The sequence below is a fragment of the Mediterraneibacter sp. 210702-DFI.5.30 genome (assembly GCF_020560115.1).
Lineage (GTDB): Bacteria > Bacillota > Clostridia > Lachnospirales > Lachnospiraceae > Mediterraneibacter > Mediterraneibacter faecis.
The window spans coordinates 23,592-41,668 of sequence record NZ_JAJCME010000004.1 but is presented as its reverse complement, the minus strand read 5'-3'; the positions used below and the strand labels follow the sequence as shown (position 1 = coordinate 41,668).

Sequence of the window (18,077 nt, the reverse complement as noted above, 5' to 3'; positions counted from 1 at the left end):
AAATGTATCCAAAAAGATGCCCGTTTTGTCAGGAAATCAGCTCAAAAGGTATTTGCGATGACTGTAGAAAACAGGTTGTTAAGGTGGGAGAAATAAAATGTATCCATTGTGGAAAGCCATTGGAGGATGAAACGAAAGAGTATTGCAGGGATTGTGAAAGAAGAAAAAGTAATTATGAACAAGGACGCAGCCTATGGGTTCACATTCCGCCGGTTTCAAATTCAGTATATCGGTTGAAATATCACAACAAGCGATATTATGCGGAAATCTTTGGGAAAGAGCTGGCAGATGAGTTTGAATTTCAGATTCGAAGATGGGGGATCCAGGCAATTATTCCAATTCCATTACATAGATCGAAAATGAGAAAACGAGGATATAATCAGGCAGAACTTTTAGCAAAGCAGTTATCAGAATGCATGGGAATTCCTATGGAAAAAGATGTTTTATATCGGATTAAGAAAACCCGGCCTTTAAAGGAAATGAACGGGGAGCAGAGACACAGAAATCTGAAGGGGGCATTTGCGGTTTCAAAATCGTGGAATCCACGCCAGAACATTCTACTGATTGATGATATTTACACAACCGGAAGTACAATAGAACGTGCTGCAGGAATCCTGAAAAAAGCAGGTGTTGAAAATGTCTACTTTTTGACTCTAAGCATTGGACAAGGCATCTGAACATATGGTATACTTAGGAGAGAAATCTGGAAAGGTGAATGTCGGATATGTTAGATAAAGACAGGATTCGTTTAATGACAAAAATGTCGATATATGAGAAGAATCACAAAGATGATTTTAAAATTGCCGATTATTACAGAAAAGATTATGCAAGTCTTAAGACATGGATTACATTGATCTGGGTAACAATAGGTTATGCAATTTTGTTCGTTAGTTTCTGCATTTATTCAAGTGATAGTTTATCTGCTGATCTGACAATTTTAAAACTATTCGTTCTCTTGATTGCAGCAATTGCAGGCTATATAGTTCTTTTAGTTATATATGGGGTTTGCGCAAATAGTTTTTATAAGAGAAAACATGCAGTTGCCAAACAGAATGTAAAACGTTATTATCGTAATTTGTCCCGTTTAGAGAAGATGTGTAAAAAGGAGAAGAATGAACAATGAACAATTTACTGGTTCTTAGAGAAAGATTTAAGCAGATTTATGTTTCTCACTCTCTCTTGGTTCGAAAGGGAGCACAGTTTTTGCTTGCACTTTTGGTGTTTAACCTGATCAATTCTAATATTGGATTTATGAAGATGGCATCATCTGTTCTTTGTACTGTTGGCTTAGCAGTAGTCTGTACATTTCTCCCTCTGGCAGTAATGACGGCAGCAGCAACTGTGTTAATAGTGGCTCATTTATATACATTATCTATGCCAATAGCCGGAGTTACGGTGATACTGTTTTTGTTAATGTATATTTTCTACTTTCGATTTACTCCGGAGAAGAGCTGGCTGATTCTGCTGACGGTAGTAGTGTTCGGCATGAAAATACCACTGGTGATTCCGGTTATATTTGGGCTGTTAGGTACTACAGTATGGATTGTCCCTGCATCCTGCGGAATTCTTGTTTATTATCTACTTTACCTGATCAAAGCTTCTGCAACAGCATTGAAAGGTACAGATGGAACAACAATGATCAGCACTTTAACCAATTTTACAAAACAGTTTGTAGGCTATCAAGAGATGTGGGTTATGCTGTTTGCAGTAGTGATTGGAATACTGGTAGTGAACGGTATTAAAAATCGGGCAGTCGATCATTCCTGGAAGATTGCATCAGCAACAGGAGCAGCAGTTTGTGTGATCGTAGGTGCATCGGGAAATATTTCTCTTGGACTTCATATGTCTTATACGATGATGATTTTCAGTGGAATTCTTGGTGTTGTAATAGGATTGTTCCTTGAAGTTATTTTTTTCTCTGTGGATTATTCAAGAACAGAGAATGTTCAGTTTGAAGATGACGAATACTATTATTATGTAAAGGCAGTTCCGAAAGTAGGAGTTCAGATGCCTGAGAAGCAAGTGAAACATATTACAGAACATCAGGAACAGGAATCGGAGATGCTGGATATCTCAGAGAGAGAAAGCAATGTTGCTGCATCAGAGGTATCTGATTTGAAAAAGATTGAAAAGAAAGAGATCGGAAACCGAGCAGAACAATTGAAAAAGGAGCCTGATTTTACACAGACAGCAATTTTTAATGATTCAAAGATGACGGAAGACATTCTTTTAACAAGAAGTCTGAGTAAGGAATTAGGTTTGGATCAGAATAATGAGAAAAACGAGTAATCAGTAGAAAAAAGACTCAAAAGTGGATGACAACGAATGATTACATAAGGTGGTGAGACTTGAGATGATAGAGTGGATTCAGAATTTTATAAGAAATTATTCAAATGGAATGTATTTTCCACATATACAGATAAAAGATATCATAGAGATTCTGATTGTGACGATTATTGTCTATGAAATCATGCTCTGGATCAAGAACACAAAAGCCTGGATGCTTCTGCGAGGAATGCTGATGTTGGGAGGCTTTATTCTTCTAGCATGGCTTTTTCAAATGAATACGATCCTGTATCTGGCAAAAGAGTCAATTAATGTATTAGCGATAGCAGCAATTGTTGTTTTTCAACCCGAACTTAGACGGGCACTGGAGAAGCTGGGAGAGAAGAATTTATTTAGTAACATTAATCCGTTTGATAAAAATAAAGAAAATCAAAGGTTTTCAGATGAAACACTGGATAGTATTGTAAGAGCTTGTTATGCTATGGGAAGTGTATGTACAGGAGCATTGATCGTAGTAGAACAGGTGATTCAGTTAACAGAGTATGAAATGACAGGTATAGAGCTTGATTGTAAAGTGTCTTCTCAGGTGCTGATCAATATTTTTGAACATAACACACCACTTCATGACGGCGCGGTTATTATCAGAGGGGACAGAATTACATCAGCAACATGCTATCTGCCACTTTCGGATAACATGACAATCAGTAAAGATCTGGGAACAAGGCATCGTGCTGCATTGGGAATGAGCGAGGTTTGTGATGCCCTTGTGATTGTTGTTTCAGAAGAAACGGGACTTGTTTCTGTGGCTTCCGGAGGACGATTGCTTCGAGCTATTAACGCAGAAGAACTTCGGAGTCAGTTAAGCCAGATTCAGTATAGAAAGACAGAGACAAAGAACAAGTTTTCTATACGGAAAGGATGGCACAGATCATGAAAAAATACAAATTGACAACGAATCTTCCGCTTAAGATTATTGCATTTGTTTTTGCAGCATTTCTTTGGCTGATTGTTGCGAATGTTGCTAATCCGGTTACGAAATCAACCTATACAAACATCAAAGTTACGATAGCGAACGATGATGTGATTGCACAGGGTGGGGAAGTTTATACGGTTTTAGATGATCAGAATGTAAACGTAGTTGTTTATGCAAAACGTTCAGTGATTCAACAGATTAAGTCAGATGATATTGTGGCTACTGCGGATATTAAAGAAATGGATTCCAGGACAGGGTTGATACCAATTTCAGTATCAATTCCAAAGTATAGTGGATCTTATCAGTCGGCAGAGTCTGTTCCGAGAAACATACAGATTAAGACAGAACCGACAGGTAAGAATGTATTTACATTGACTGTTAGCACAACCGGAACGCAGCGTGACGGTTATCAGATTGGAGAGATGAAAGTTAATCCGGAAAAAATAACGATTACAGGAGCAGAATCCACAGTAAAATCAATTGATAAGGCTGTAGCGAAGATTAATGTAGATGGAATTTCGAAAGATGAAGAACTTACAGCAGAACTTGTTTTATATGATGCATCTGGAAATGTGATCAATCAGGGACAGCTAAGTAATAATCTTGGAGAAGATGGAATCACTGTAGATGTGACAGTGATGAGGATCAAGACGGTTCCGTTGAAATTTGAAGCATCTGGAACACCGGCAGATGGATATGAATATCTGGGTTGTTCGAGCGAACCAGCGAGCGTGCAGGTCTGCGGAAAAGAAGAGGCTTTATCCCAGATTGAAAGTATCAATATTCCAGCATCTGAATTGTCTATTGATGGGGCAACAGAAAAGATAGAGAAAGCATTCGACATTACAGATTATCTGCCGGAAGGTGTAGAACTTATTGAAGGTGCTTCGGGAAAGGTTACCGCAACTGCAATGATCGAACAGTTGGGAAATCGTACAATTGAGTTTATGGTTGCATCCATCAAACAGAATTATCTGGCAAAAAATCTTCAGGTAAGTTATGAGCCAGATGCTGAGGTGACACTTGTATTTCAGGGAGAGAAAGATACGCTGGATAGTCTGGATATCAGTAATGCAGTATCGGTAAACCTACAGAATTACACGAAGGAAGGTACTTATGACATACCGGTAGAAGTAGATCTTCCAGATGGAGTGACATTGACAAAACCAGTGTCAGTGCAGCTTGTATTGACTGAAAAAGAATCCACAGAAGATGAACAACCGGAAAATAACTCTGAGACAAATTAGTGATACTTTATATTGTTTTGTGAATTACAGGTCTAAATTAAAAAAGAATTAAGATGGCCGGCATTGACAGTTTTCAATGCATATTATATGATGTTGAAGTTAAAACTTCAAACTATCAAAGAGATAGAATAGGAGAATAATATGATAAGCGATAAAGTAGTGATCAAAAATCCGACAGGACTTCATTTAAGACCGGCAGGATTGTTTTGTAAAACTGCAATGCAGTACAAGAGCAAGATCACAGTGTACAAGAAGATGAAAAATGAAGAAGTGAATGCAAATGCCAAAAGTGTATTAAGTGTACTGGGTGCATGCATAAAAAGCGGAGATGAGATTACAATTATTTGTGAAGGAGAAGACGAAGAAACAGCACTTTCAGACATGGTTCAACTTGTGAAAGATGGATTGGGAGAATAAGTAGTGTTTATAAACCGGTATATTGTAACAGTGAAGAGACATTAGGAGGAAAAAGAAATGAGCAAAGCAACATTAGTAATCATGGCGGCAGGCATTGGAAGTCGTTTTGGAGGCGGAATCAAGCAGCTGGCTCCGATTGGACCAAATGGAGAGATTATCATGGACTACTCCATCTATGATGCATTAGAAGCAGGGTTTGACAAAGTTGTATTCGTTATCCGCAAAGATCTCGAGAAAGATTTCAAAGAGATCATTGGCAACCGTATTGAAAAAGAAGTAGAAGTAGCATATGCATTTCAAGAGCTTGATGATATTCCGGAAAAATTCAGCGGAAAATTCACAGGAAGAACAAAACCTTGGGGAACAGGTCAGGCAATTCTTTGCTGTAAAGATGTGGTGGATGCTCCATTCCTTGTAATTAATGCAGATGATTATTATGGAAAAGAAGCATTTAAAGAGGCATATAGTTATTTGACAAACCTTCCATCTGCTGATATAATGCAGATTTGTATGGTCAGCTTTGTATTGAAAAATACATTGAGTGATAACGGAGGCGTGACCAGAGGTGTGTGCGAAGTAGACGGACATGGCATGCTTGCAGACATTGAAGAGACACATAACATCGAAAAAGAAGACGGAAAAGCTGTAATCCACAAAGAGGATGGAGATGTATTCCTTGACGTTGATTCACCGGTATCTATGAATATGTGGGGAATTACACCTGAATTTTTCGAGATTCTTAAGACAGGATTTGATGAGTTTCTTGAGAAAACAGAAAGTACAGATCTAAAAGCAGAATATCTGCTTCCGACAATGATTGGAGATCTGTTAAGTGATGGAAAACTGGAAGTAAAAGTACTGCAGTCACATGACCAGTGGTTTGGGGTGACATATAAGGAAGATAAAGAATCTGTAACAGCAGCACTTCGTGGATTGATTGAAAAAGGAGTTTACCCGTCAAAATTGTTCTAATTTGAGAAAAGGGATGTAAGATGGCAAAACGAAAAGAATCTGCTGGCAATTCTGCACGCAGAAAGAAAAGTACAAATAAGTATTCCCGCAGATCGGGAAGTAATAAGCTGGGAACTTTGTGTATCATTCTTCAGACGATTGCCAGTATAGCCTTAATGGCGGTATTGTATTTGTTAGGAATGATTCCGGATAAGTATCTGATACTGGCAGCAGCAATACTGTTTTTCTTATGGTGTGTGACACTGAATTCACAGGTGGCAAGGAGAAAACGGGGGACTTTGGGAAAAGTGTTCAGTTTACTTATGGCTGTTGTGATGTTTACAGGAAGTTATTATGTCGCTCAGGCTAATAATATGATTGGAAAGATCACAGGCAGCAACTATAAAGTAGATAAGATGGTTGTTGCAGTGCGAGCAGATGATTCGGCAGAGACAATAGAAGATGCGGCAGACTATACGTATGGTGTACAGTTTGAGAAAGGTGCTGGCAATATACAGACAGCTGTGGCCGATATTGAAAAGCAGATTGGCGTTGATACGATCGAAGTAAAAGAGTATGATTCTGTCCAGACACAAGCACAGGCTTTGATTGATGGGGATTGTGATGCAATCATTTATAACAGTGCATATACAAGTCTGATGGAAGAAGCAGTAGATGGTTATAGCGATAAAGTGAAAGTGTTGTATACATTTAATATACGTGTTGAGTTGGATTTCGGAAATTCAACAGGAGCAACAGATGACAGTATTATAAAAGAACCATTTACAGTTTATATCAGTGGTATTGATGTTTATGGTGATGTATCAGAAACAAGTCGAAGTGACGTGAATATTATTGCAGTTGTAAATCCACAAACACATCAGATATTACTTGTAACAACACCGCGTGATTATTATGTTCCTATTCCGGGAGTTTCAGGAGGACAGAGAGATAAGTTAACACATGCGGGAATCTATGGTATAGATGCATCTATGAAAACTTTGGGTGAATTATATGAGACAGATATTAATTATTATGCGAGATTGAATTTCACTTCATTAATTGATATTGTTGATACGCTTGGCGGAATTGATGTATATTCTGAATTTGCATTTACGACAAGTAAAGATTCAGAATATACTATGGATGTTCAGGAAGGGTATAATCATTTTAATGGTAAAGAAGCTCTTGCATTTTGCAGGGAAAGACACAATCTTCCTGATGGAGACAATCAGAGAGGAAAAAATCAGCAGGCGGTTATTACTGCAATGCTAAAGAAATGTCTGTCGCCTACAATGCTTTTGAAGGCAAATGCAATTATGGAACAGGTCAGCAAAGATGTTGAGACAAATATGTCTCAGGAACAGATCAATGCTCTGATCAAGTATCAGTTGAATAATAATGCAACATGGACAATCCAGTCTATAGCAGCAGAAGGAACGAATACAACAGGTACTTGTTATTCCAGTGGAGATACAGAACTCTTTATTATGGAACCGATTGAATCTTCTGTGCAGAATATTATTGATTTGGTGAATGTTGTTGAAGAAGGCGGCATATTGACCGAAGGAGAAAAATTAAATTAAGAATGGGTAGAGGAGGCGCAGAAATAGTAAGAAGCGTCTCCTTTTTTAAAGTTGATTGGTAATGATTTCAAAAACGTAATGCAGAGAAATATAAAACCTGCACAATTTATGAAAAAAATAAGTATAGACATTGAATAATGGAATGAAATTTGATAATATATAAGTTATGTAAAAAACTTGTAATAATTTGTAACATTGTTAATGGAGAGGATTTCTATGAAAAATATATTCAGCTTAAAAACATCAAAATCAAGAATGATATTACTATTTATTGTAGATGTCATTACAATTATAGTGAATTCTTACCTAGCGTTGATTGTTAGATATAAAATGGATGGGAACACGGTTCCTGTGGAAGATTTGGCAAGTGTTAATACGTATTTGTTGATTAATATAGTTACTACAATGATCATCTTTCTTTTATTGAATTTATATAATAGAGTCTGGTCATATGCAAGTCTTTATGAGGCGCTACTTGTTTGTGCAGCGGCAATTTTATCAACAGCATTTCAGGCATTTGGAATGAGTCTGCTTTATCTGACAGTGCCAAGAAGTTTTCATTTGTTCTATTTCTTTTTCTTGACAATGACAACTTTGATCACAAGATTTTCTTATCGTATTTTGCATGCTCTTCAAAGAGGTATCTCAAAGAACACAAATCGTCCAATCAATACAATGGTGATCGGAGCAGGCGAAGCCGGTAATATAATAATCACTGAGATGAAAACAAGCAAACATTTAAACAGAAATGTTGTGTGTGTAATTGATGACAATCCATCAAAAACCGGAAAATATATTCGCGGAGTACGCATTGTCGGCGACCGTACGAAAATTAAAGAGGCTGCGAAAAAATATGATGTAGATGAGATTATGCTTGCAATTCCATCTGCTGATAATAAAGACACCAGAGATATCCTGCGTATTTGTAATGAAACAACCTGTAAGCTGAAGGTACTTCCAGGCGTGTATCAGCTGATCAATGATGAGGTAAGTGTCTCAAAATTAAGAGAAGTTTCTATTGAGGATTTGCTGGGAAGAGATACTGTGAAGATTGATATTGACAGTATTGCCGGATATGTGAGAGGCAAGAGTGTTCTTGTAACGGGAGGTGGTGGCTCTATCGGAAGCGAACTCTGTCGACAGATTGCTGCACATAATCCGAGAATGCTTATTATTTTTGATATATATGAAAATAATGCATATGATATACAGCAAGAATTAAAAAAGAAATATCCAAAACTTAGATTAGAAGTGCTTATTGGTTCAGTTCGTAATACAAAGAGAATTGAAAGTGTGATGGATCTTTATCGACCAGATGTAGTGTATCATGCAGCTGCACATAAGCATGTCCCGCTGATGGAGGACAGTCCGAATGAAGCAATTAAAAATAATGTTTTTGGAACTTATAAGACAGCACGTGCGGCGGATAAGTATGGGGTCAAGAAATTTGTACTGATTTCTACAGATAAGGCTGTTAATCCAACAAACATTATGGGGGCGTCCAAGAGATTATGTGAGATGATCATTCAGACATTCAGTAGATATTCCAAGACGGAATTTGTTGCTGTGCGTTTTGGAAATGTGCTTGGAAGTAATGGTAGTGTTATTCCATTGTTTAAGAAACAGATGGCAGCCGGAGGTCCTGTGACAGTTACACATCCGGATATTATCCGTTTCTTTATGACAATTCCGGAAGCTGTATCATTGGTAATGCAGGCAGGCGCATTGGCTCATGGAGGAGAAATCTTCGTGCTTGATATGGGTGAGCCAGTTAAAATTGCTGATCTTGCCAAGAATTTAATTCGTTTGTCAGGTTATACTCTTGGTGTGGATATGAATATTGAGTATACAGGACTTCGACCAGGAGAAAAATTGTATGAGGAGATTCTAACAAAAGAGGAAGGTTTACAGAAGACGGCAAATAATCTGATTTATGTGGGACAACCGTTAGAATTTGATGAGGTACATTTCTTAAGCGAGTTGAAAAAACTCGAAATTGCTGCATCAGAGGAATCAAGGGATGTGAAAAAAATCGTATCTGGAATTGTTTCGACGTATCATATCAGAGAAGAAGATAAAGAACGTGATGAAGAGATGTATGAAGAATTATTAAGTCTTGGAAAAGCGAGTCACGAAGAACCAGTTGTGGAGGATAGATAGATGGAAAACAGACATATAGCATTTTCACCACCGGATATTACGGAGGAAGAGATTGCAGAGGTTGCAGATACTTTAAGAAGTGGATGGATAACTACAGGACCTAAGACAAAGAAATTCGAAAACGAAATAGCAGCATTTTGCCATACGAGTAAGGCAGTTTGTCTTAACTCAGCTACAGCATGTGCAGAGATGAGTTTACGTGTTCTTGGAATTGGTCCGGGGGATGAAGTGATTACAAGTGCGTATACGTATACTGCATCAGCAAGTGTTGCAGTACATGTAGGTGCAACACTTGTATTAGTAGATACTCAGCCGGATTCTTATGAGATGGATTATGAAAAGCTGGAATCTGCAATTACAGAGAAAACAAAGGCAATCATTCCGGTTGATCTTGGAGGGGTGATTTGTGATTACGACAAGATATACGACATTGTAGAAAAGAAAAAGTCATTATTCCGTCCGAGCACAGAGATACAGAAAAAGATGGGAAGAATAGCGGTAGTAGCCGATGGTGCGCATGCATTTGGTGCTACAAAAAATGGAAAGCATAGTGGAGAAATTGCAGATTTTACAAGCTTTTCTTTTCATGCAGTAAAGAATCTTACAACAGCAGAAGGCGGAGCAGCAGTCTGGAGAGATATTGACGGAATAGATAATGAAGAAATTTACAAACAGTTTATGCTTCTTTCTCTGCATGGTCAGTCTAAAGATGCTTTGGCTAAGACACAGCTGGGAGCGTGGGAGTATGACATTATTGCGCCGTATTATAAATGCAATATGACAGATATTATGGCATCTCTTGGACTTGTACAGTTGAGAAGATACCCATCGATTTTGGCAAGAAGAAAAGAAATTATAGAAAAATACAATGAAGGATTGAAAGATCTGGATCTTAGTGTATTGAACCATTATGGAGATGATTTTGCGTCAAGTGGTCATTTGTATCTTGTTAGATTAAATGGAAAGACAAGAGAAGAATGCAATGCAGTAATTACAAAGATGGCTGAAGCAGGCGTTGCAACAAATGTTCATTACAAACCGCTTCCACTTTTGACAGCATACAAAAATCTTGGATTTGATATCAAAGATTATCCGAATGCTTATGCACTATTTGAAAACGAGATTACGTTACCGCTCCATACAAAACTGACAGATGAGGATGTAGAGTATGTGATTGAAACATTTAGGAAATGTGTAAGTGAGGTTTAAAAGATGTGCAGATGGGACGAATTGCCTCAGAATATGCAAGTGAAAGAAGTAAAAAGATATTATGATATTTTGCAGCGGCATAAAGCAAGTTTGATTCTGAAGCGTCTTTTTGATATAATAGTAGCAGGTGTGTTGCTTGTGCTTTTATCACCACTGCTTTTGATACTAGCAGTTTGCATTAAACTGGATTCTAAAGGTCCGGTTTTCTTTCGACAAGTAAGAGTGACGACATACGGTAAGACTTTTCGGATTTTTAAATTCCGTACGATGGTTAACAACGCAGATAAAATCGGAACGCAGGTTACCACGAAAGGTGATACCAGAATAACAAAAGTAGGAAAAGCATTACGCGGATGCAGATTAGATGAACTACCGCAGTTGCTCAACATATTATCTGGAGATATGACTTTTGTAGGCACCAGACCAGAAGTTGAAAAGTATGTAGCCCATTATACAGATGAAATGAAGGCGACACTGTTATTGCCAGCAGGAGTAACATCAAGGGCGAGTATTGAATATAAAGATGAAGACAAGCTTCTTGAATCAGCAGAGAATGCAGATCAGGTTTATATCGAACAGATTCTGCCAGAAAAGATGAAATATAATTTGAAAGCAATTGAAGAATTTAGTTTCTGGCAAGATATCAAGACGATGTTAGCAACAGTAATAGCAGTTATAAAATAACAAAGGTATGAAGGAGAACTCACAATGAACGTATGGATTGTGAATCATTACGCCATTCCACCGAGTATGGGGGGATTGGTGAGGCATTATTATTTTTCAAAGTACCTTCAGAAGAAGGGACATTCGGTGAAAATCTTTACATCCAGTAAGATTCATAATACAGATATTAATATGATCAGGGATAAATCTCTTTATAGAGAAGAGATGGAAGATGGTGTAGAGTATACCTTTGTTAGAAGCCGTGATTATAAAGGAAATGGAATGGACAGAGTTATCAATATGATGGATCTTCCATTTAAAACCTGGAAGGCAATGAAGCGGTTTTATAAGAAAGAAAAGCCAGATGTGATTTATACATCTTCTCCAGATTTATTTGTTGCATTATTTGCATTATTATTTGGTAGAAAGCATAAAATACCAGTTGTTGTGGAAGTACGAGATTTATGGCCGGAGTCGATTGTAGAATATAATGGTATGTCTCGAATGAATCCAATTATTCAAGTACTGTATCAGCTTGAAAAATGGATTTACGTACACGCAGATCAATTGATTTTTACAATGCCGGGCGGAAAAGAGTACATATGCGATAAGGGCTGGACGAAAAAAGTTAATATCAATAAAGTAAATCACGTAAATAATGGCGTCGATTTAGCAGAATTTGAAGAGAATAAAAAATTATATAACCTTGAGAATAGCCAGATTGCGAATGATAATGCATTTAAAGTAGTTTACATGGGATCTATTCGAAAAGTAAATAATCTTCAGACATTGGTTGATGCTGCAAAAGAATTGAAAAATCAGGATATTCATTTTTATATTTATGGAGATGGCACAGAAAAAGACATGCTTGAAGATGAGTGCAGAAAGTATTCATTGAATGTTAAATTTGAAGGGCGTGTAGAAAAGAAATATATTCCGTATATTCTGAGCAATGCTGATTTGAACATAATTAATGTTCAGGGGGCAGGCTTAAATAAATACGGATGCAGTTGGAATAAACTGTTTGAGTATATGGCGAGTGAAAAGCCGATTTTATGTAATCTTCCGGTGAATTATGATTTAATAAGAGAGAAAAAATTAGGAATTGCAAAGCGATTTGCGAATGGAAAAGAATATGCGGAAGAGATTACAAAGTTTCGTCAACTTACTTCAGAAGAATACGGAGAGTATTGCCAACGTTTAAAAGAATGCGCACAAGAGTATGATTATCAGATACTGACAAATAAAATTGAGCGGATTTTAAAAAAGGCAATTGATAGTTCAAAACGATAAGTTTGTTTTGAAGAGAAGCGAGATAGTAAAACAGAGGAGTCATTTTGATGAAAATAATGTTTGTATCGGCAGCAAATAGTACGCACACTGTTAGATGGGTGAATGCATTAGCAGAGAGAGGACATGAAGTGTATCTTGTTTCAAACAGAGGCCATGAGCCGAAAGAAGATGCACTGAATTCGAGAGTAAAATTATACTTGATGAAACACAGTGGTGGCAAAGGCTATTATCTAAATGCCGGTGAATTGAGAAAAATTGCCAAAAGAATAAATCCGGATGTCATTAACGTACATTATGCAAGCGGTTATGGGACATTGGCGAGGAAAGCACGATTACCTAAATATATTCTTTCAGTATGGGGAAGTGATGTATATGATTTCCCATATGAAAGCAGGGTGAAAAACTACATTTTAAAAAGAAATGTGAGAAGTGCTTCTTATTTGGCCTCAACAAGTAATTGTATGGCTGTCCAACTGAAAAAGGTAATGCAGGATGAAAAACTGGAAATTACGATTACCCCATTCGGAGTGGATTTAAATCAGTTTGATCCGAAAAAGTATAAAGAAACAGAAAAAGAAGAGCTGATAATAGGAAATATAAAAGCTTTAGAAGAAATTTATGGTATCGAAGAAATGATTCTTGCATTTCGAGATCTGAAAAAGGAATTGGAGCAGGAGCATTACTCAAGGAAAATTAAATTATTAATTTATGGTTCGGGAAGCAAAAAAGAACAGTATGAAGATCTGATCAATAAGCAGAACCTGCAGGATTCTGTTTTCCTGAAAGGGAAAATACCTAACACGAAGGTGCCGGAAGCAATAAGCAAATTTGATATTTTTTGTGCATTAAGCCGGAAAGAGAGTTTTGGAGTAGCAGCAGTAGAAGCCATGGCGATGAAAAAGCCCGTTGTTGCATCGGATGCAGATGGATTTAAAGAAGTTATAGAAGACGGAAAAACAGGATTGATTATTTCTCGAAAAGAAATAAATAAGGCAAAAGATGCATTGAAGAAACTTGTGCTTGATGAAAAGATGCGCACAAAGATGGGAAATAATGGACGTCAACGAGTGGAACAACTGTATTCATGGAATGACAATGTAGAGAAAATGCTTAATTTATATGAAAGAGTGAGGTGTGACAATGAACATTAAACAAGAAAAAAGATGTATTGTCCACATCCCCAACCATATTGAAAAAAGCGGAAAATCGGGCTCCAATATCCGTCCAATCAAGATGAAACAGGCATTTGAAGAAAATGGTTATCTTGTTGAATATATTTCAGGATATGGCACTGAAAGAAAAGTTCAAATAAACAAGATAAAACGGAATATAAGGAACGGTATAAAATATGATTTTCTTTATTCAGAGAGTTCTACAATGCCAACTTTGCTGACTGAAAAAAATCATTTGCCTCGTTATCCGTTTTTAGATTTTAGCTTTTTTAAATTTTGCAAGAAAAACGGGATAAAAATCGGACTTTTTTATAGAGATATACAGTGGAAATTTTCTGTGTATCGTGATAATGTATCATGGTATAAGAAGTGCTTTTCGATTCCAATGTACAGATATGATTTAAGGCAATATAAAAAATTGCTTAATGTATTTTATCTTCCAACAGATGAAATGCGGGCATACTTAAAAGAATATCCGGAATTGTTGAATAGAAGTGCAATTCTTATGCCAGGATGTGCGGAATATGATGTTGATGCCGTGCAGGCAATATCGGATTTGACTGCAAAAAAACTAGAAATCTTATATGTTGGTGGAATTGACAGAATCTATGATTTGACAGTATTTTTCCAGGCGATGCAGCAGATGCCTGATCAGGTTCATGCTTATGTCTGTTGCAGAGAAAAAGAATGGGAAAATGCAAAGAGCAAGTATTTACCATATATGAGCGAAAAGATTTCCATTATTCATGAGAGTGGACAGGGATTAGAGCCATATTATAAAAAAGCAGATATATGCTGTGCCTTTGCAGGTGAAGGTGATTATATGCGTATGGCAATGCCGATAAAGGTGTTTGAATATTTAGGACATTATATACCGATTATAGCAACCAAAGATACAGCAGCAGGTAAATTTATTGAAAAAGAAAACCTGGGATGGAGTATAGAATATAATCAGGAAGCATTAAAACAATGCTTGCATAATATCTTACAAAACCCGGCATTACTGCAGGAAAAGCGAGAATCGGAAATATCGGCATACGAGGCTAATACATGGAAAGCCAGAGCAAAACAGGTTATTTTAGATTTAAAATAAAGGAGAAGAAAAATGAAAGAACAATTATTGAAGAAAATTGAAAACAAAGAAATCGAAGTTGGTGTAGTAGGTCTTGGATATGTAGGACTTCCACTTGCTGTAGAGAAAGCAAAAGCTGGATTTAAGACAATCGGATTTGATGTTCAGGAAGAAAAGGTAAACCTTGTAAATGAAGGTCATAATTATATCGGAGATGTTGTAGACAGTGATCTGAAGAAACTTGTTGACGAGGGAATGCTGAAAGCAACAACAGACTTTAGTTTTGTAAAAGATGTTGATTTTATCGCTATCTGCGTACCTACACCATTGGATTCCCATCAGGAGCCGGACATCAGCTATGTAAAGGCCTCAACAGAAGCTATTTCTAAATATCTTACAAAAGGAACAATGGTAGTACTTGAGTCTACAACATATCCGGGAACAACAGAAGAACTGATCAAACCAATCCTTGAAGAAGGATCAGGATTAAAATGCGGAGAAGATTTCTATCTTGGATTTTCTCCAGAGCGTGTTGATCCAGGTAACCTGATCTATAAGACAAAAAACACACCAAAGGTTGTTGGAGCAATCGGTAAAGATGCGACAGAGGTAATTGCAACAATGTACCGTGCTGTACTTGAAGGTGATGTATATGAAGTTTCTTCACCGGCAATCGCTGAGATGGAGAAGATCCTTGAAAACACATATAGAAATATCAACATTGGTCTTGTAAATGAACTGACTATGCTTTGTGACAGAATGGGAATCAGCATGTGGGAAGTTATTGATGCTGCTAAGACAAAACCATATGGTTTCCAGGCATTCTATCCAGGTCCGGGACTTGGCGGACACTGTATCCCGCTTGATCCATATTACCTTACATGGAAAGCAAGAGAGTATGGATTCCATACATCTATGATCGAAGGATCTATGATTATTAACGATCAGATGCCGGAATACTGCGTAGAGCGCGCAAGCAAGGTTCTGAATCGTCATAAGAAAGCTATGAACGGAGCAAAGGTACTTGTTCTTGGTGTTGCATACAAGCAGGATATTGATGATTATAGAGAAAGTCCGGCTCTTCGTGTAATTGAAGTACTCAAACGCGAGATGGCAGATGTTGATTTCTATGATCCATGGATTTCTGAGTACAAATATCATGGAGAGAAACATCAGGGAATTGAGAAAATTGATCCGGAAATCATTGCTTCTTACGACCTGATCATGGTAACAGCAGCACATACGAATGTAGATTATGACATGATTCAGAAGAATGCAAAAGCAATCTTTGATACAAAGAATGTTATGAAGAATATCGAGAACAGAGAGAATATTGAAGTTCTGTAGGAGGATATAAAGATGAAATATGCATTAATTGGTTGTGGAAGAATTTCAACAAATCATGTAAAAGCTGTTGTAAATAATAAGCTCGAATTTGTAGCTGCCTGCGATGTTGTACCGGAACATATCGAAAATGTTCTTGCAAAACATGGACTTGAAAATGATACAAGTATTAAAAGATATACAGACTACAAAAAAATGATTGAAGAAAATGAAATCGAACTTGTTGGTATTGCAACAGAAAGCGGTCTTCATGCAGAGATTGCTTTGTACTGTATTGAGCATGGAATCAACTGTATTATCGAGAAACCGATGGCAATGAGCATTGAAGATGCAGATAAGATTATTAAACTGTCTGAGGAAAAAGGCGTAAAAGTATCTGCGTGTCATCAGAATAGATTTAATGTTGCAGTCCAGGAGATGAGAAAAGCTCTTGAAGCAGGAAGATTTGGAAAACTTTCCCATGGTTCTATTCATGTACGTTGGAACAGAAATCAGGATTATTACACACAGGCTCCATGGAGAGGAACATGGGCTCAGGATGGTGGAGCCCTTATGAATCAGTGTATTCATGGAATTGATCTTCTTCGTTGGATGATGGGAAATGAAATCGATGAAGTTTATGGTGTAACAAAACAGCAGTTCCACCATTATCTTGAAGCAGAAGACATCGGAATGGCAGTTGTAAAGTTCAAAAATGGAGCAGTTGCAACAATTGAAGGAACAACAAATGTCTATCCACAGAATCTTGAGGAAACATTATATTTGTTCGGTGAGAATGGTACAGTCAAGCTTGGTGGAAAATCTACAAATAACATTGATGTATGGAATTTTGCTGATGAGACAGATGATGATCAGGCAAACAAAGGACTTGAAGAGCAGACAAGTAATGTATATGGAAATGGACACACAAGTCTTTATGCAGATGTAATTGATGCAATTAAGAATGACAGAGCACCATATGTTGATGCACATGCAGGAAGAAATGCACTGGAGCTTGTTCTTGCAATTTATAAGAGCCAGAAAGAAGGTCATGCTGTAAAACTTCCACTGGAGAATTTTGCAAGTCTGGATATGACAGGAGAATTTTAATGAGTGATTATTTTGTACATGAAAGCAGCTATATAGATGACGATGTTAAAATCGGAAAAGGCACAAAAATCTGGCATTTTTCTCATATTCAAAGTGGATCAGAAATAGGAGAAAACTGTTCTTTTGGACAGAATGTGAATGTGTCAAATCATGTAAAAATTGGAAATGGCGTAAAAGTACAGAATAATGTATCCATTTATGAAGGGGTTGAATTGGAGGACTACGTTTTTTGTGGTCCTTCTATGGTTTTTACGAATGATTTGACACCACGTGCCAAATATCCAAAAGGAAGTGCCGGATATAAGAAGACACTTTTAAAAGAAGGTTCAACAGTAGGTGCAAATGCAACGATTGTATGTGGTCATACAATTGGAAAATGGGCTATGATCGCAGCGGGTGCTGTCGTTACAAAGAATGTAAAAAATCATGCATTAATGGCAGGAGTTCCGGCAAAAAGAATCGGTTGGGTATGTGAATGCGGAAATGTTCTTGGAAAAGATTTGAAATGTGAATGTTGTCATCGAGAATATGAAGAACATACTGATGGATTAAAATTAAAAAAACATTAATGATCTTTTAAATAAATATATGGGTTTTTGTGAATATAATGGCAAA

At 37.1% G+C, this 18,077-nt stretch carries 17 protein-coding genes; all 17 read left to right on the top strand.

Annotation, left to right across the window (positions count from 1 at the left end):
- The first annotated feature begins 2 nt into the window (after positions 1–2).
- Positions 3–677, top strand: coding sequence for a ComF family protein (locus LI126_RS05415; RefSeq protein WP_227164998.1), 675 nt, complete (start codon positions 3–5; stop codon positions 675–677).
- Positions 678–724: 47 nt separating this feature from the next.
- On the top strand, positions 725–1,123 hold the full coding sequence (locus tag LI126_RS05410) for a hypothetical protein (RefSeq protein ID WP_319638099.1): 399 nt from the start codon (positions 725–727) through the stop codon (positions 1,121–1,123).
- On the top strand, positions 1,120–2,289 hold the full coding sequence (locus LI126_RS05405) for a hypothetical protein (RefSeq protein WP_227164997.1): 1,170 nt from the start codon (positions 1,120–1,122) through the stop codon (positions 2,287–2,289). The genes LI126_RS05410 and LI126_RS05405 overlap by 4 nt, the downstream gene beginning before the upstream one ends.
- A gap of 64 nt (positions 2,290–2,353) precedes the next feature.
- The gene (gene cdaA / locus LI126_RS05400; protein WP_015528821.1) at positions 2,354–3,220 is read left to right on the top strand and encodes a diadenylate cyclase CdaA; all 867 of its coding nucleotides are present in this window, start codon (positions 2,354–2,356) and stop codon (positions 3,218–3,220) included.
- A complete protein-coding gene (locus LI126_RS05395; protein WP_070103757.1) occupies positions 3,217–4,506 on the top strand; it encodes a CdaR family protein in 1,290 nt (429 codons plus the stop codon). Before cdaA ends, LI126_RS05395 begins: the two co-directional genes overlap by 4 nt.
- Before the next feature lie 141 nt (positions 4,507–4,647).
- Positions 4,648–4,923 carry an HPr family phosphocarrier protein gene (locus tag LI126_RS05390; protein WP_055144774.1) on the top strand — a complete coding sequence of 92 codons (276 nt, stop codon included), beginning with the start codon at positions 4,648–4,650 and terminating at the stop codon, positions 4,921–4,923.
- Positions 4,924–4,980: 57 nt separating this feature from the next.
- The gene (locus LI126_RS05385; protein WP_020435730.1) at positions 4,981–5,895 is read left to right on the top strand and encodes a nucleotidyltransferase family protein; all 915 of its coding nucleotides are present in this window, start codon (positions 4,981–4,983) and stop codon (positions 5,893–5,895) included.
- 20 nt (positions 5,896–5,915) lie between these two features.
- Positions 5,916–7,460 (top strand): LCP family glycopolymer transferase, encoded by a 1,545-nt coding sequence (locus tag LI126_RS05380; RefSeq protein WP_227164996.1) that lies wholly within the window; start codon positions 5,916–5,918, stop codon positions 7,458–7,460.
- A gap of 216 nt (positions 7,461–7,676) precedes the next feature.
- Positions 7,677–9,620 (top strand): polysaccharide biosynthesis protein, encoded by a 1,944-nt coding sequence (locus LI126_RS05375; protein ID WP_226865784.1) that lies wholly within the window; start codon positions 7,677–7,679, stop codon positions 9,618–9,620.
- A complete protein-coding gene (locus LI126_RS05370) occupies positions 9,621–10,829 on the top strand; it encodes a DegT/DnrJ/EryC1/StrS family aminotransferase (protein WP_196019812.1) in 1,209 nt (402 codons plus the stop codon).
- 3 nt (positions 10,830–10,832) lie between these two features.
- Positions 10,833–11,513 (top strand): sugar transferase, encoded by a 681-nt coding sequence (locus tag LI126_RS05365; RefSeq protein WP_020435734.1) that lies wholly within the window; start codon positions 10,833–10,835, stop codon positions 11,511–11,513.
- Between the two features lie 24 nt (positions 11,514–11,537).
- The gene (locus LI126_RS05360; RefSeq protein ID WP_020435735.1) at positions 11,538–12,785 is read left to right on the top strand and encodes a glycosyltransferase family 4 protein; all 1,248 of its coding nucleotides are present in this window, start codon (positions 11,538–11,540) and stop codon (positions 12,783–12,785) included.
- Between the two features lie 47 nt (positions 12,786–12,832).
- Positions 12,833–13,936: a glycosyltransferase gene (locus LI126_RS05355; RefSeq protein WP_227164995.1), complete on the top strand. Its 1,104-nt coding sequence runs from the start codon at positions 12,833–12,835 to the stop codon at positions 13,934–13,936.
- A 358-nt stretch (positions 13,937–14,294) separates the two neighbouring features.
- The gene (locus LI126_RS05350; protein ID WP_226865783.1) at positions 14,295–15,050 is read left to right on the top strand and encodes a glycosyltransferase; all 756 of its coding nucleotides are present in this window, start codon (positions 14,295–14,297) and stop codon (positions 15,048–15,050) included.
- Positions 15,051–15,062: 12 nt separating this feature from the next.
- Complete coding sequence (locus LI126_RS05345; RefSeq protein WP_020435738.1) at positions 15,063–16,376, top strand: nucleotide sugar dehydrogenase; 1,314 nt, start codon at positions 15,063–15,065, stop codon at positions 16,374–16,376.
- A 12-nt stretch (positions 16,377–16,388) separates the two neighbouring features.
- Positions 16,389–17,462 (top strand): Gfo/Idh/MocA family protein, encoded by a 1,074-nt coding sequence (locus tag LI126_RS05340; protein WP_020435739.1) that lies wholly within the window; start codon positions 16,389–16,391, stop codon positions 17,460–17,462.
- On the top strand, positions 17,462–18,031 hold the full coding sequence (locus LI126_RS05335) for an acyltransferase (RefSeq protein ID WP_020435740.1): 570 nt from the start codon (positions 17,462–17,464) through the stop codon (positions 18,029–18,031). Before LI126_RS05340 ends, LI126_RS05335 begins: the two co-directional genes overlap by 1 nt.
- Positions 18,032–18,077 lie beyond the last annotated feature (46 nt).

Coding starts and splice junctions, on each gene's coding strand:
- LI126_RS05415 (WP_227164998.1), top strand. CDS start 3: ATGTATCCAAAAAGATGCCCGTTTTGTCAGGAAATCAGCTCAAAAGGT.
- LI126_RS05410 (WP_319638099.1), top strand. CDS start 725: ATGTTAGATAAAGACAGGATTCGTTTAATGACAAAAATGTCGATATAT.
- LI126_RS05405 (WP_227164997.1), top strand. CDS start 1,120: ATGAACAATTTACTGGTTCTTAGAGAAAGATTTAAGCAGATTTATGTT.
- cdaA (WP_015528821.1), top strand. CDS start 2,354: ATGATAGAGTGGATTCAGAATTTTATAAGAAATTATTCAAATGGAATG.
- LI126_RS05395 (WP_070103757.1), top strand. CDS start 3,217: ATGAAAAAATACAAATTGACAACGAATCTTCCGCTTAAGATTATTGCA.
- LI126_RS05390 (WP_055144774.1), top strand. CDS start 4,648: ATGATAAGCGATAAAGTAGTGATCAAAAATCCGACAGGACTTCATTTA.
- LI126_RS05385 (WP_020435730.1), top strand. CDS start 4,981: ATGAGCAAAGCAACATTAGTAATCATGGCGGCAGGCATTGGAAGTCGT.
- LI126_RS05380 (WP_227164996.1), top strand. CDS start 5,916: ATGGCAAAACGAAAAGAATCTGCTGGCAATTCTGCACGCAGAAAGAAA.
- LI126_RS05375 (WP_226865784.1), top strand. CDS start 7,677: ATGAAAAATATATTCAGCTTAAAAACATCAAAATCAAGAATGATATTA.
- LI126_RS05370 (WP_196019812.1), top strand. CDS start 9,621: ATGGAAAACAGACATATAGCATTTTCACCACCGGATATTACGGAGGAA.
- LI126_RS05365 (WP_020435734.1), top strand. CDS start 10,833: ATGTGCAGATGGGACGAATTGCCTCAGAATATGCAAGTGAAAGAAGTA.
- LI126_RS05360 (WP_020435735.1), top strand. CDS start 11,538: ATGAACGTATGGATTGTGAATCATTACGCCATTCCACCGAGTATGGGG.
- LI126_RS05355 (WP_227164995.1), top strand. CDS start 12,833: ATGAAAATAATGTTTGTATCGGCAGCAAATAGTACGCACACTGTTAGA.
- LI126_RS05345 (WP_020435738.1), top strand. CDS start 15,063: ATGAAAGAACAATTATTGAAGAAAATTGAAAACAAAGAAATCGAAGTT.
- LI126_RS05340 (WP_020435739.1), top strand. CDS start 16,389: ATGAAATATGCATTAATTGGTTGTGGAAGAATTTCAACAAATCATGTA.
- LI126_RS05335 (WP_020435740.1), top strand. CDS start 17,462: ATGAGTGATTATTTTGTACATGAAAGCAGCTATATAGATGACGATGTT.